The 13,574-nt window shown below is 74.8% G+C and carries 10 protein-coding genes; 4 read left to right on the top strand and 6 right to left on the bottom strand.

The window, feature by feature from the left end:
- Positions 1-5: 5 nt before the first annotated feature.
- The 4 genes from RCG67_RS10070 to RCG67_RS10055 all read right to left on the bottom strand — a co-directional run bounded on the left by RCG67_RS10070 (position 6) and on the right by RCG67_RS10055 (position 7,922).
- Positions 6-2,102 (bottom strand): acyltransferase family protein, encoded by a 2,097-nt coding sequence (locus RCG67_RS10070; RefSeq protein WP_368825991.1) that lies wholly within the window; start codon positions 2,100-2,102, stop codon positions 6-8.
- Positions 2,103-2,176: 74 nt separating this feature from the next.
- On the bottom strand, positions 2,177-3,268 hold the full coding sequence (locus RCG67_RS10065) for a glycosyltransferase (RefSeq protein WP_368825990.1): 1,092 nt from the start codon (positions 3,266-3,268) through the stop codon (positions 2,177-2,179).
- 54 nt (positions 3,269-3,322) lie between these two features.
- On the bottom strand, positions 3,323-5,509 hold the full coding sequence (locus RCG67_RS10060; RefSeq protein WP_368825989.1) for a RecQ family ATP-dependent DNA helicase: 2,187 nt from the start codon (positions 5,507-5,509) through the stop codon (positions 3,323-3,325).
- 622 nt (positions 5,510-6,131) lie between these two features.
- Positions 6,132-7,922: an AMP-binding protein gene (locus RCG67_RS10055; RefSeq protein WP_368825988.1), complete on the bottom strand. Its 1,791-nt coding sequence runs from the start codon at positions 7,920-7,922 to the stop codon at positions 6,132-6,134.
- A 171-nt stretch (positions 7,923-8,093) separates the two neighbouring features.
- Here RCG67_RS10055 and RCG67_RS10050 point away from each other — a divergent pair, with 171 nt between their 5' ends.
- Positions 8,094-9,620, top strand: a complete 1,527-nt coding sequence (locus RCG67_RS10050; RefSeq protein ID WP_368825987.1) for an MFS transporter — start codon at positions 8,094-8,096, stop codon at positions 9,618-9,620.
- A 9-nt stretch (positions 9,621-9,629) separates the two neighbouring features.
- Here RCG67_RS10050 and RCG67_RS10045 read toward each other — a convergent pair whose 3' ends face one another.
- Positions 9,630-10,922, bottom strand: a complete 1,293-nt coding sequence (locus RCG67_RS10045) for a DUF2254 domain-containing protein (protein WP_368825986.1) — start codon at positions 10,920-10,922, stop codon at positions 9,630-9,632.
- Positions 10,923-11,043: 121 nt separating this feature from the next.
- Here RCG67_RS10045 and pstS point away from each other — a divergent pair, with 121 nt between their 5' ends.
- The gene (gene pstS / locus RCG67_RS10040) at positions 11,044-12,192 is read left to right on the top strand and encodes a phosphate ABC transporter substrate-binding protein PstS (RefSeq protein ID WP_368825985.1); all 1,149 of its coding nucleotides are present in this window, start codon (positions 11,044-11,046) and stop codon (positions 12,190-12,192) included.
- 71 nt (positions 12,193-12,263) lie between these two features.
- On the opposite strand, the gene RCG67_RS10035 is transcribed toward pstS, so the two are convergent.
- Positions 12,264-12,503: a hypothetical protein gene (locus RCG67_RS10035; protein ID WP_368825984.1), complete on the bottom strand. Its 240-nt coding sequence runs from the start codon at positions 12,501-12,503 to the stop codon at positions 12,264-12,266.
- A gap of 170 nt (positions 12,504-12,673) precedes the next feature.
- Here RCG67_RS10035 and RCG67_RS10030 point away from each other — a divergent pair, with 170 nt between their 5' ends.
- Both RCG67_RS10030 and RCG67_RS10025 read left to right on the top strand, forming a co-directional pair.
- Positions 12,674-12,928 carry a hypothetical protein gene (locus RCG67_RS10030; protein ID WP_368825983.1) on the top strand — a complete coding sequence of 85 codons (255 nt, stop codon included), beginning with the start codon at positions 12,674-12,676 and terminating at the stop codon, positions 12,926-12,928.
- A gap of 174 nt (positions 12,929-13,102) precedes the next feature.
- Complete coding sequence (locus RCG67_RS10025) at positions 13,103-13,384, top strand: hypothetical protein (RefSeq protein WP_368825982.1); 282 nt, start codon at positions 13,103-13,105, stop codon at positions 13,382-13,384.
- Positions 13,385-13,574 lie beyond the last annotated feature (190 nt).

The following is a 13,574-nucleotide window of genomic DNA, read 5'->3' as shown; positions in this document are numbered from 1 at the left end:
CGCGCTCACTCCGGGGGCAGCCGCCCGGCCCCCTGCTGGACCCGCCGGTCGAACTGCTCCGTGAAGGCCGGGACCATCGAGACCACGTAGTCGCGGGGCATGTGGTTGTCGTCCATGTAGACCCAGCGGTTGCCGATCCGGGACGGGCACGTGCCGTCGGGGCAGATCCAGTCGCTCATGTCGATGCTGACGAAGTTCTCGTGCCGCGCCGTCAGCGCCTCGGCCGGATTCTGCGGGGCGAGCTTCTGCGCCCGCGGCGGGTTGCAGCGCTCGGCGTCCGGGCCGTGCTGGTCGATGCAGGTGACCATGTTGAAGGGGAACCGCGGGTTGTCCCGGATCCCGACCACAGTGATGCCCCGCGAGCCGAGGTCCTCGAGGACCTGCTCGAAGCCGGGGGCGATCTGCTCGCCGGGCCCCTCGTCGGCGGTGACCGTGGACGTGGTGAACACGACGTCGATGTCCTGCTCCTCGAGGTACCGGTCCGTGAGCCCGATCAGCTCCTGGCACTCGGTGTTGTCCGTGGTCTCCACCGGCTGGTACCGGCAGGCGCCCCGGACGATCGAGCGCAGGTTCCAGCCGCGGTCCCGGGCCACGGCCTCGACGGCCGGCAGCCACTGCTCGGCGTGGGAGTTGCCGATCACCATGGCGTCGACCTCGGCGTCCGGGTCGACCGGCAGGGTCGAGCAGGCCACCTTGTAGCCGTCGAACCAGTCCTCCGTCGCGGCGTCGCAGGACTCCGGCAGGGCCGACCACTGCCCCTCGCGGACCAGCGGGTCCGGGATCGTGGGCACGTCCGGGTCCCGCTCCCAGGAGAGGTCCCCGGTCAGCACGGTGGCTCCGGGGTTCTCGACGGCGGCCCGCTCCGCGGCCTCCTGCGCCTGCCGGTCCAGGACCACCCGGGCCCCGGCGACGGGGACCAGCACGAGTGCGACGCACAGCACCACGAGGCCGATCTGGCGCAGGCCCGCGCGGGGTCCCCCGCGCGGCCGCAGGGGCCGCTCGACGAGCCGGTGCACCAGCACGCCCAGGACGATGCTCCCCACGAGGATGAGCAGTCCGTGCAGCAGCGTGGCCTTGGCGCGGTCGGTGACCACCAGGTAGGTCACGAGCACGGGCCAGTGCACCAGGTAGACGGCGTAGGAGGCCTCCCCCAGGGCCAGCAGGGGCCGGCGGCTGAGCAGGGCGTCCGCCCCGCGGGGGTCGCCGGTGTGCCCGGCCAGGATCACCAGGGCGGCCCCGGTCAGCGGCCACAGGGCCGCCCAGCCCGGGAAGGAGCCCTGGACGTCGAGGACGAGCCCGCACACGGCGATCGCCACGAGCCCGGTCCAGCCCAGCAGAAGGCGCAGCGCGCCCGGGAGGGTGACGCCCCGCAGCACGGCCAGGGCCAGCAGCGAGCCCAGGGCGAACTCCCACAGGCGGGCACGGGTGTCGAAGTAGGCGAAGGCCTGCTCGTTGTGCGTGGAGACCACGGAGAAGGCGAAGGAGGCGAGGAAGACGGCGCCGAACACGCCGGTGGCCACCCCGGCGACGGACCACCCGGTGCGCCGGGCGAGCAGTCCGCACAGGGCCAGCAGCAGCGGCCAGAGCAGGAACACCTGACCCTGCACGGACAGGGACCAGAAGTGCTGGAACGGGCTGGCCCCGGACGTGTCCGCGGCGTAGTAGTCCACCGCGTTGAAGGCGAGCAGCCAGTTCTGGGCGTACAGCACCGTGGCCGCCGCCTCCTCGATCGCGGCGTACCAGCGGTCGGGCGGGAACAGCAGGCGCACCGCCACGAGGGTGCCCAGGACCGTGACGACGACGGGGGGCAGCAGCCGGGAGAAGGTCCTGGCCCAGTAGCGGCCCAGCTGCGGCCCGCGGCCGGACTCGATCCGCCGGACGAAGGAGAGCGTCATGAGGAACGCGGAGATGAACAGGAAGACGTCCACCCCGCCCGAGACCCCGCCGATCCACACGTGGTAGACGGCGACCAGGAGGACGGCCACGGTGCGCAGCCCCTGGACCTCGGGGCGGAAGCGGTGGGCGGGCGGGGCCGTGCCCACCGGAAGCGCGGTGCGGCTCACGACCCCGGGGGGAGGGTCGGCGGGGAGGAGTCGGCTCATGGAGTTCTCTCGTCGGGCGGGGGGTCGGGCGACTGGCTGGGCCCATTGTTCCACCGAACGGCGTCACCTTCCGGTCACACCAGCAGGGACGCGGCCATGAACCGCAGGGGCGCCTCCCGGTGCAGGGCCCACCGGGGGTCGCGCGGGAGCAGCGTGCCGGGACGGCCGAAGCAGCGTCGTCGCGCGGAGGCCTCGAGCACCTGCTCGGCGGTGGCTCCCGGCCGGACCACCAGGTCGAGCAGGTCCCGGTCGGCCCGCGGGAGGACCTCGAGCGCCGGCCCGCCCACCCGGTCCAGCAGCCGGAGCAGCGCCCGGCACGTCTCGGTGTCCGCACCGGTCCACGCCTGCGCCGCCCGGGCGTGCACGGCGCCGAGCAGCTGGACCCGCAGCACCTTGACGGCGATGGCCGTGCGCTGCGCCGCGGCCAGCCCGGCGTACCAGGTGCCGCCGAGCAGGTCGGTGAACGCCGCGAGGTCCTCGGCGAGGGGCCGTTCCCCGGTCGTGATCCGCCCGTCGGCGTCGTCGTGCACCACGTAGTGCGCCCGCCGCGGCGCGAGGTCGATGCGTCCGCCCCCGAACCAGGCGCGGGCGGTGAGGCCCAGGTCCTCCCCGGTGGCGTACTGCCCCTGGAAGCGCAGGCCGCGGGCGGCCAGGACCTCCCGGCGGAGCAGCCCCAGGCTGGTGGTGCGGTAGGCCAGCCGGTCCTTGACGGGGTCGAGGTCCGCCCGGCGGAAGGGGCGCGGCACGGGGGTGCGGAGCACGCCGCCGCCGCCCCGGAGCAGCCGCGGCAGCACCGCCGCCGAGCCGTGCCGTTCGGCGATCGCCGTCCAGGCCGCCAGCGCCCCGGGGGCCAGCGTGTCGTCGCTGTCCACGAAGGACACGTACCGGGCGCGGGAGCGCTCCAGGGCCAGGTTGCGCGGCGCGGCCGGGTTGGCGGTGCCGTCGAAGCACTCCACCAGCTCGACGAGCGGCCGCTGCCGCACCGGGAGCCGGTCGCGGATCAGCGCGGCCCGCACGTTGTGGCAGACCACCGTGATGTGCACCCCGCCGCGTCCGCCGACCGGCAGCCCGCCCGCCAGCACGGAGCCGACGGCCCGGTCGACGGGTCGTGCGGTGGTGTGCACCGGGATGATGACGTCGACGAGCGGCGTGGGAGCAGAGGACACGCAGGACAGCGTACAAGACCGCGCCGGGGGTCCTGCCCGGGCGCGGTCCGCGCCTCAGCCCTGGGCGGCCAGGACGAACGGCAGCACGGGCCCGGCGCCGGCCCGGCGCAGGGCACGGGCGGCCACGGCGAGCGTCCAGCGGCTGTCCACGAGGTCGTCGACGAGCAGCACGGGCCGCCCGCCGAGCCGGTCCAGCCCCTCCGCGAGCTCGGGGGGCACCCCGAACTTCTCCCACAGGGCCGCGAGGCGGTACGCGCTGTTGCCGCCGTGCCCCCCGGACGGAAAGCCCTCGGGGACGTCGAGCTCCCCGAGATAGGGCAGGTGCCCGACCTCGGCCATGCCCTGCGCCAGGGAGCGCACGAGCCGGGGCCGGGAGCGGGACGGGACGGAGACGACCGCGGCGGGCCGGTCCGCCCAGCCCCACTCGGCGAGCACCTGGACGCAGGCCCGGCCGAGGGCGGGGTCCACCGCTCCGTCGACCGGCGCGCCCTGCTCGTCGGTGCGGAACACCTCGCGCAGCCGGTTGCCCCAGCCCAGGTCCGTGAGCCGGGCGAGCGCCCGGCCCTCGGCGCAGCGCTCCTCCTCCGGGATGCGGCCCTTGACGTCGACCCCGAGGCGCGGCATCCCGGTGGGCCACTGGGCGCGCGGCTCCAGCACGACGCCCACGCGGGTCAGGGCGGCCCCGGCGGAGTCGGTGGCGGACTCGTCGACGGTCGTGGGGTACCAGGGACCGGCGCAGCCGTCGCAGCGCCCGCAGGGCTCGGCCGTGGGGTCGTCGAGCTGCCGGGCGAGGAACTCCATCCGGCAGCCGGTGGTGCGCTCGTACTCCAGCATGGCGTTCTGCTCGGCCACCCGCGCCGCGGCGATCCGCCCGTAGCGCTCGGCGTCGTAGTGCCACGGCGTCCCCGTGGCCCGCCACCCGCCCTGCACGCGCTCCACCGCGCCCTCGACGGCGAGGACCTTCAGGAGCAGCTCGAGCGGGCTGCGCCGGACGTCCACGCGGGACTCCAGCACGGCCACCGACAGGGGCCCGCCCGCGGCCGCCAGCTCGGCCAGCACGGCGGTGGCCTTCTGCTCGGTGGGCATCGACGCGGTGGCGAAGTACTCCCAGATCCGCCGGTCCTCGGTGCCCGGCAGCAGCAGGACGTCCGCGTTGTCCGTGGCGCGGCCCGCGCGGCCCACCTGCTGGTAGTAGGCCACGGGCGAGGACGGCGCGCCCAGGTGCACCACGAAGCCGAGGTCCGGCTTGTCGAAGCCCATGCCGAGTGCGGAGGTGGCCACGAGGGCCTTGACCCGGTTCTCCTTGAGGGCGGCCTCGAGCTCCTCGCGCTCGCCCTGGTCGGTGCGCCCCGTGTAGGCGCGCACCGGGATGCCGGCGTCGGCGAGCGCCTGGGCGGTGTCCTCGGCGGCGCCGACGGTCATCGCGTAGATGATCCCGCTGCCGGGGAGGGACCCGACGTGCTCGAGCAGCCAGGCCAGCCGCGCCGTGGCCGAGGGCAGCTCCAGCACGCCGAGGCGCAGGGACGCCCGGGAGAGCGGGCCGCGCAGGGTGAAGACCTCGCCCGTGCCGCTGCCGCCGGGCCGCACGCCGAGCTGCTCCTCGACGTCGGCGACCACGCGCTCGTTCGCGGTGGCGGTCGTGGCCAGGACGGGGACCTGCTCCGGGAGCCGGGCGATGAGGTCGCGGATGCGCCGGTAGTCGGGACGGAAGTCGTGGCCCCAGTCGGAGATGCAGTGGGCCTCGTCCACCACGAGCAGCCCGAGCCGGGCCACCAGCTGCGGCAGCTGCTGCTCCCGGAACGCCGGGTTGTTGAGCCGCTCCGGGGAAACCAGCAGGACGTCGAGCTCGTCGGCCTCCAGCTGCGCGGCGATCTGCCCCCACTCGGTGGCGTTGGCGGAGTTGATGGCGGCCGCCCGCACGCCGGCGCGGGCGGCGGCGGAGACCTGGTCCCGCATGAGGGCCAGCAGCGGGGAGACGATCAGGGTGGGCCCGCGCCCCCGGGCCCGCAGGAGCAGGGCGGAGAGGAAGTAGACCGCGGACTTGCCCCATCCGGTCCGCTGCACCACCAGGGCCCGCCGGCCGCGTCCCACGAGGGCCTCGACGGCCTCGAACTGTCCCGGGTGGAACGCGGCGTCCGGCCGGCCGGTGAGCGCGCGCAGCAGCTCGAGGGCGTCCTCGCGCAGCGCCGGGTCCGGCGCGGTGTCGTGGGCGGCGGTGTGGTGGGCCGTGGAAGTCGTCATGGCCCCAGTCTTCCAGGGCCCCCCGACGCCGCCCGACCGGAGGCGGGGACGTGCCGTGGCGGCGGCCCCGGACAGAGCGATGCGCCCGCTGCCCATCCGCCGAGCGGATGGCCCCCGCAGCGGGCGCATCGACCGGCCTGACGGCCGGTGGCGAGCAGAGACTCGCCTGGCGGGAGTACCGCCCCCCAGCGGTGCTCCCATTCGGTTCACCCCCCGATGAACCGGTCGCACGGGCACCCCCCGATGCCGGCGTGCACGCGGCCCATCCCCCGATGAACCGCTGTCGATCCGCCCCCCGGCGGATCAGTTGGTTCTGCCCCATCGGGTGAACCAATTGCCACCATGGTGGCAGGGTTTCCGGGACCTGTCACGGCGCGTGAAGTCACATTCGGCTTGGGGGACATCCATCGGAATTCATCCATTGGTGCTGGTCAACGAGGGGTTCGGCGGCACCCTTTCCCTACCGGGCGGTATTCCGCGGCGGCCCGCGTGGCACGAAGTGGGGACACCCCGCGCGCCGGACGTCCCCCGTTGGGCGCACGGTCCGGGATGTGCGTTACGCCACATTTCGGGCGCGGCGCACCGGCCCGCCGGCCGGTGCGCCGCGCCCGGCGGCGGGACGTCAGCCGCGCAGCCCGGGGAAGTCCGCCTCCGTGTACTCGACGCCGTACCCGCCGTCCGCGGGCGCCGCGGCGCCGGAGCGGTCCGCCGCCTCCTCGCGCTCCCGCAGCACCACCCGGCGGATCTTGCCCGAGATCGTCTTCGGCAGGTCGGTGAACTCCACCCGGCGCACCCGCTTGTAGGGCGCCAGGTTCTCCCGGGCGAAGCGCAGGATCTCCCCCGCGAGCTCCCGGGTGGGCTCGGCGCCGGCGGCGAGCACCAGGTAGGCCTTCGGCACCGCGTGCCGGACCGGGTCCGGGGCCGGGACCACGGCGGCCTCGGCCACCGCCGGGTGCTCGATGAGCACGGACTCGAGCTCGAACGGGGAGATCCGGTAGTCGGAGGCCTTGAAGACGTCGTCGGTGCGGCCCACGTACGTGTAGACGCCGTGCTCGTCCCGGCGGGCGATGTCCCGGGTGTGGTACCAGCCGTCCTGGACCACCTCGGCGGTGCGCTCGGGCTCGTCGATGTAGCCCGCCATGATCCCGGGCGGGTCGTCGTCGACCTTCAGGCAGATCTCCCCCTCCTCGGCGGGCGCGCCGGTCTGCGGGTCGAAGAGCTCGACGACGAAGCCGGGCAGGGGCCGCCCCATGGCTCCCGGGACCACCGGCTGCCCCGGGGTGTTGGCGATCTGCAGCGTGGTCTCCGTCTGGCCGTAGCCGTCGCGGATCGTCACACCCCACGCGTCCTGGACCCGGCGGATCACCTCGGGGTTGAGCGGCTCCCCGGCGGAGACGGCGGACGTCGGCGGGTCCTGCACGCGGTGCAGGTCGGCCTGGATGAGCATCCGCCACACGGTCGGCGGGGCGCAGAAGCTCGTGACCCCCGCGCGGCCCATCTGCTCCATGAGCCCGACCGCGTCGAAGCGGGCCTGGTTGTGGATGAACACGGTGGCCTCCGCGATCCACGGGGCGAAGAAGTTGGACCACGAGTGCTTGCCCCAGCCGGGCGAGGCGATGTTCAGGTGGACGTCCCCGGGGCGCAGCCCCATCCAGTAGACCGTGGACAGGTGCCCGAAGGAGTACGAGTAGTGGGTGTGCTCCACGAGCTTGGCCTGGGACGTGGTGCCGGAGGTGAAGTACAGCAGCAGGGGGTCCCGGGAGCGGGTGACGCCGTCCGGCACGAGCACGGGGTCCGCGTCCGCGGCCTCGGCGTAGGCGTGCACGGGACGGCCGGGCAGCCGCTCGCGCACCGCCTCGGCGCCCGCCCCGACGACGACGAGCTGGTAGTCCCCCTCGACGTCCGCGAACTTCGGCGCGTTGGTCGTGTCCGTGACGACCCACGAGACCCTGCCCCGCTGCACCCGGTCCTGCAGGTCCGCGGGCGGCATCATGACGGCGGTGGGGATCAGGGGCGCGCCCAGCTTCATGCCGGCGAGCTGGACCTCCCACAGCTCGAGCTGGTTGCCGAGCATGAGCAGGACCCGGTCGCCGCGCCGCACCCCGAGGCCCCGCAGCCAGTTCGCGGTGCGGGACGAGGACTCGGTGAGCTCGCGGAAGGTCCGGCGCAGCTCCGTGCCGTCCTCCTCGACGATCCACAGCGCGTCCCGGGCCCCGCGCCGCGGGTCGCGGGCCACGTGGTCGAACCAGTCCAGGGCATAGTTGAAGTGCTCCATCCGCGGCCAGCGGAACTCCTCGCGGGCCCGGTCGTAGTCCTCCCGCAGCTCCAGGACGCGGTCCCGGGCCGCCTCGTACTGCTCGGAGACGCCGGGGGCGGCGTCGGACATCGCGCTCGTGGGGACCGGCTCGACCATCGGGGACCTCAATCTTTCCGCTGCGTGCTTTCCGCTACGTGCCGGGCGGGCTCGCCCGGCGGGCCGTCCCGAGCAGTCTAGTGCGGCGCGGACCCCTCCGTCCGGAACGGGCCGGTGCCGGCTCTGGAAGGATGGGCCCCGCACCCCGTCCCGAAGGAGCCCCGTCCCGCCATGCTGTCCCCGGCACCCGACGCCCCGGCCCGCGCCGGCGCCCGCGAGTGGGCCGCGCTCGTGGTCCTGATGCTGCCGGTGCTGCTGATCTCGGTGGACAACACGGTGCTGAACTTCGCCCTGCCGGAGATCTCCCGGCAGCTGCGGCCCACCGGGGCGCAGCTGCTGTGGATGGTGGACGCCTATCCGCTGGTGCTCGCCGGGCTGCTCGTGCCCATGGGCGCCCTCGGGGACCGGGTGGGCCGCCGCCGGCTGCTGCTGGTGGGCAGCACGGGCTTCGCGGCCGTGTCCGCGGTGGCCGCGTTCGCCCCGAGCGGGGAGGTGCTCGTCGCCGCGCGGGCGGCGCTGGGCCTCTTCGGGTCGATGCTGATGCCCGCCACCCTGTCCCTGCTGCGCAACATGTTCCACGACGCCACGCAGCGGCGGGCGGCCATCGCGGTGTGGGCCACGGGCTTCTCGGCGGGCGGGGTCCTGGGGCCGGTCGTCGGCGGGTTCCTGCTCCAGCACCTCTGGTGGGGGTCCGTGTTCCTGCTGGCGGTCCCCGTGCTGCTGCCGCTGCTGGTCCTGGCGCCCGTGCTGGTGCCCGAGTCCCGCAACCCGGCGCCGGGTCCGGTGGACGTGCCCAGCGCCGCGCTGATCGTGGTGACCATGGTGGCCCTGGTGCACGGCATCAAGGACCTCGGCGCGCACGGGCCCTCCGCCGGCGTGCTGGCCGCCGCGGTGGCGGCCGCGGCCGCCGGGGCGCTGTTCGTGCGCCGCCAGCTGCGCAGCCCGGTGCCGATGCTGGACCTGCGGCTGTTCCGCCACGCCCCGTTCGCCGGTGGGCTGCTCAACAACCTGGTGGCCTCGACCACCTTCATCGGCTTCCTGTTCTTCGTCTCCCAGCACCTGCAGCTCGTGGAGGGCATGCCGCCCCTGCAGGCGGGTCTGGCCCTCCTGCCGGGCGCCGCCGTCACGATCGCCTCGGGGCTGCTGGTGGTGCACGTGGTCGGCTTCGTGCCGCCGGCGCTCGTGCTCGGCGGCGGGCTGCTCGTCATGGCCTCGGGCTTCCTGCTCGTCCTGCTCGGCGACCTCTCCGGCGGGCTCGTGCTCGTGGTCGCCCTCGTGGTCGTCGGGCTGGGCTCGGGCGCGGCCCAGACGATCGCGGGGGACCTCGTCCTCGCCGAGGTGCCGCCCGAGCAGGCCGGCGCCGCCTCGGCGATCTCGGAGACCGCCTACGAGCTGGGCGCCGCGCTCGGCGTGGCCGTCCTGGGCACGGCCGTGACCGCGACCTACGCCCGCCGGACGGTCCTGCCGCCCGGACTGGACCCGGAGCAGGCTGCCACCGCGTCCGAGACCCTCGGCGGGGCGGTCGACGTCGCCGCGGCCCTCGGCCCGGACGCGTCCGGGGAGCTGCTGGCCTCGGCCGTCGCCGCCTTCGAGGCCGGCGTGCACCTGTCGGCCGGGATCGGCGCCGCTCTGCTGGCCGCGACCGCCGTGGCCGTGGGCGTCCTGCTGCGCCGCGTCCCGCGGCTCCGGCGCCGGTAGCGGACGCGCTCAGCCGGCCGAGCGCACCCTGACGTGCTGCTCCACCCGGGCGAGGTCCCGGGGGTGCGGCGCGCTGTCCCGGAACTGGTCGAGCAGCACCTCGACGTGCTCGCGCACCTGCCGCTGCACGGACGGGTGGATGCTCGCCTGCTCGAGGCGCGCGGCGAGGTCCACGAGGGCGAGCAGGACGCTCACGTGCCCGGTGGCGTGCGGGCGGATCTGGTCGAACGGCATGTCGACGAGCTCGTCGATCCCCACCGTCCCGTACCGCAGCCGGTGCACGCCGTCCATCACGACCGTGTTGCCGGGCAGCGGGCGCGAGACGGCCCGGACGAGACCGGACGCGACCTCCTCGATGGCGTTGACCGCGGTGTAGGGGTCGTTGGTGCTCGGGGACAGGGCGCGCACGGCGAGCTCCACGACCTGCTGCTCCGCGAAGCGCACGTCCTCGTCGGCCGAGCGCGAGTCGCTCAGCCGGACGCAGCGCCGCAGCCGGTTCCGGAGCTCCTCGGCGCGGTGCTCGGGCCACACCCGGAACAGGGTTTCCGAGGCCAGGACGTGGTCGCCCACGCGCGGGACGAGCTCGATCTCGACGTCTCCGGAGCCTGCGTGGTCGCGCAGCCGTTCGAAGTCGACGCCGGCGACGTAGCCGTCGGCGCCCGCCGTGATCCCGCCCCCGCCGTCGCGGTGCCGCACCGTCCGGACGAGCTCCTCGGGCACCTCCTCCGGGTGCCACCGCTCGATCACGCCCAGCAGCCGTCGGCGGGCGCCGCGGACGAGGGTGTCCACCTGCACGGAGTCCGCGATGTGGTGGATGAAGTAGACGACCAGCGCCACGTCCGCGACCGCTATCAGCACCGCGAGGTTGACCGCCAGATGGGGGACGAACGGCTGGGCGAGGTCGTCGGAGGCCGAACGGATGGTGCGCAGGACCAGCAGGGAGTAGATGAAGGTCGAGACGAGCACGCCCAGCACCAGCTGGTTCCAGCGGTCCGCCATGAAGTTGCGCACCAGCCGCGGGCCGTACGTGGAGCTGGCCGTGGCGATCACCGAGATCGTGATGGAGAAGGCGGTCGCGGCCACGCCGAGCATCGACCCGCCGATCGCGGCGAGCATCGCCCGGGACCCGTCGATGCCGACGGCGTAGACCCAGGCGACCCACGGGGAGTCCAGGCCCTCGGGCAGCCACCGGTCCAGGGCCACGACGGACTGGGCCAGCACGACGGCGATGAGCACGCACACGGCGGGCACGAACCAGAAGTTGTTGGACACCCGGCGCCAGGAGGAGGAGAGCTTTTCCATGGGCTCACCCTAGACCGGCCCACCGCGCCGGTGGCGGTAGGCTGGGCGCCCGGACCCGCACGCCTGCGGGCGCGCCGCCTCCCTGTCGCCGCACCCTGACCGCTTCCGAGGAGACCCTTCCATGCTCAACGCTTCGCGACCGCCCCGCCGGACCAGGCCCGCCCGGGCGCTGCGGACCGGCGCGGCGCCGGCCCTGGTCCTGGCCCTGACGGCGCTGACGGGGTGCGGCTCCGACTATCCGCTCGGCGAGGAGCAGCGCCGGGCGGCGGAGGAGGGCGGCTCGGACCTGTCCGGGATCCTGACCGGCGTGGGGTCCTCGGCGCAGAACGCCGCCATGCTGACGTGGCGCAGCGGCTTCGAGTCGAGGCACCCGGACGCCCAGGTCCAGTACCTCTCCGCGGGCTCCGGGGCCGGGCGCAGCGCGCTCGTGGGCGGCGGCACGGACTTCGCCGGCTCGGACGCGTACCTGGACGAGGACGAGCAGGCCGAGGTCCGCGAGTTCTGCGGTCCCGGCGGCGCCCTGAACATCCCCGTCTACATCTCCCCGATCAGCATCGCCTTCAACCTCCCCGGCATCCAGGAGCTGAACCTCGACGCCGCGACGATCGCGCACATCTTCCGGCACGAGATCACCCGCTGGGACGACCCGGCGATCGCCGCCCAGAACGAGGGCGTGGAGCTGCCCGACCTGCCCATCACGCCCATCGCCCGCGCGGACGACTCGGGGACGACCGAGAACTTCACCGACTACCTGCACTCGGTGGTCCCCGAGGTGTGGACGGACGAGGAGGACGGCAGCTGGCCGTCGGAGCTGCCCACCGAGCGCTCCCAGGGCAACGCCGGGGTGGTGAGCCTCACGGCGGAGACCGAGGGCGCCGTGACCTACGCGGACGACTCGCTCGTGGACGAGTCCCTCGGCAAGGCCAGGGTGGAGGTCGGCTCCGAGTACGTGGCCGTGTCCGGCGAGGCGGCCGGCGCCGCGGTCGGCGAGGCCTCCCGCGTGGAGGGCACCGGCCCGCACGACATCGCCCTCGAGCTGGACCGCGAGCCGGACGTGCCCGGGGCCTACCCGGTGGTCCTGGTCTCCTACCACATCTACTGCAGCAGCTACGCGGACCCGGAGGTCCTCGAGCTGGCCAAGGCGTTCGGGCACTACGTGGTCAGCGAGGAGGGGCAGCAGGCCTCGTCGGAGGCCGTCAAGAGCGCCCCGCTGCCGGAGAACCTGACCGCCGAGGCGCAGGCCGCCCTCGACTCCATCAGCCTCCGCTGACCGGTCGGGACGGGGCCCGGGCACGGGCCCGGCAGGGCGCGAGCGGCTCACCGGCAGCCGGCGGCAGCGCCCTACGCGGGACCGTGGGGCCCGTGCCCGTCGGGCCCGGCGTCGTCCGGGCGGCGGCCCCGCCGGACGAAGCGGACCACCCGGACCGCGATCACCGCCGACCAGAGCAGCAGCAGCACGAGCACGAGGGCGCTGAACGCCCCGTCCTCCGAGGACCAGGTGAGGAGCTGGCCCCCGAGCAGCAGCACCGCGGTCGCGGACAGCAGGACGAGGGCGGTGCGTTCGCTGCTTCGCTCGGACATGGCGGCTCCTGCCGGTCGGCACCCTGGTCCCCGGATCCTCGCACACCCCGGGCGCGGGCGCGCCGGCGGCGGCCGGACCCACGCCCCGGCCTTCCTCCGCGACGTTCCTCCGCGACGGCGCCGCGCCCCGCTACCGTAGGAGGAGTCGTCCCCGACAGAGAGGCTCCCCGATGCGCCGCACGATCCCCGCCGTGGCCCTGCTCGCGCTGACGCTGACCGGGTGCGACGACCGGCCGCAGGACGCGGAGAGCACGCCCGGCGTCTCTCCCACCTCGTTCAGCCCTCCTCCCCCGGTCACGGCCACTCCGACCCCCATCCCGGACGGTCTTCCGACGGACCCCGGGACCGGGTCCGCGGCCCCGGCGCCGGACCCGCCCGGCCCCGAGTCCGTCCCCACCCCCTCCGAGCAGCTCGAGGGGCCGTAGGGCGGGCAGCAGGCCGGCCCCGGCGGAGCGACGTCGTCCGGCAGGACAAAAGTGCAGGCGGCGCCGACGGACGTCTACACCTCGATCCCCCGGCGACACGCGCACGCCACGAGCACGAACGCGCCGTCACATGCACAAACATGGACATACCCCCTCTTCCTGGAAGGCACCCCCATGTACGAGAACACCGCTCTCGTCCCCCGCCCCCGCTGGGCCACCCGTCAGGAGATGACCGATCCCGAGACGGTCACCAACTCGCGGGAGCTGCCCGCACGGTCCCTCGCCGGCCCGTCACCGGTCGCGCTCCTGGAGACCTGGGAGGTCATCAGCACGGCGGACGGCTCCTACGCCCACCCCGACGGCACGGTCCTCCACATCGGCCACGAGGCGTGGACCGTGGAGCAGGCCAGGGTCCTGCGCGACCGCATCGGCGAGGCCCTCGCCCTGCTCGACTAGCAGTTCCCCGCCCGCGGCGCAGCGCGGGCGCCTCCCCGGCACGTGCTCCGCGGCAGCTCCGCAGCCGCTCCGTGGCCGCGGTCCGCGCGGCCGGGGCCGCGGCACCACGGCCTCCGCGCGGACCGCCCCTGCCCCCTGTCCCCCCTTGCGTGTCTTGCGGAAGCAAATGCCCTCCCGTAGGAAGGAAGCC

The organism is Kocuria cellulosilytica, assembly GCF_040981245.1.
In the GTDB taxonomy this organism is placed as follows: Bacteria; Actinomycetota; Actinomycetes; order Actinomycetales; family Micrococcaceae; genus Kocuria; species Kocuria cellulosilytica.
This window is presented reverse-complemented; position numbering and strand designations above follow the sequence as displayed.

Bases quoted from the DNA above. Each gene is read 5' to 3' on its own strand.
- RCG67_RS10070 (WP_368825991.1), bottom strand. From the start codon at position 2,102: ATGAGCCGACTCCTCCCCGCCGACCCTCCCCCCGGGGTCGTGAGCCGC.
- RCG67_RS10060 (WP_368825989.1), bottom strand. From the start codon at position 5,509: ATGACGACTTCCACGGCCCACCACACCGCCGCCCACGACACCGCGCCG.
- RCG67_RS10055 (WP_368825988.1), bottom strand. From the start codon at position 7,922: ATGGTCGAGCCGGTCCCCACGAGCGCGATGTCCGACGCCGCCCCCGGC.
- RCG67_RS10050 (WP_368825987.1), top strand. From the start codon at position 8,094: ATGCTGTCCCCGGCACCCGACGCCCCGGCCCGCGCCGGCGCCCGCGAG.
- RCG67_RS10045 (WP_368825986.1), bottom strand. From the start codon at position 10,922: ATGGAAAAGCTCTCCTCCTCCTGGCGCCGGGTGTCCAACAACTTCTGG.
- pstS (WP_368825985.1), top strand. From the start codon at position 11,044: ATGCTCAACGCTTCGCGACCGCCCCGCCGGACCAGGCCCGCCCGGGCG.
- RCG67_RS10035 (WP_368825984.1), bottom strand. From the start codon at position 12,503: ATGTCCGAGCGAAGCAGCGAACGCACCGCCCTCGTCCTGCTGTCCGCG.
- RCG67_RS10030 (WP_368825983.1), top strand. From the start codon at position 12,674: ATGCGCCGCACGATCCCCGCCGTGGCCCTGCTCGCGCTGACGCTGACC.
- RCG67_RS10025 (WP_368825982.1), top strand. From the start codon at position 13,103: ATGTACGAGAACACCGCTCTCGTCCCCCGCCCCCGCTGGGCCACCCGT.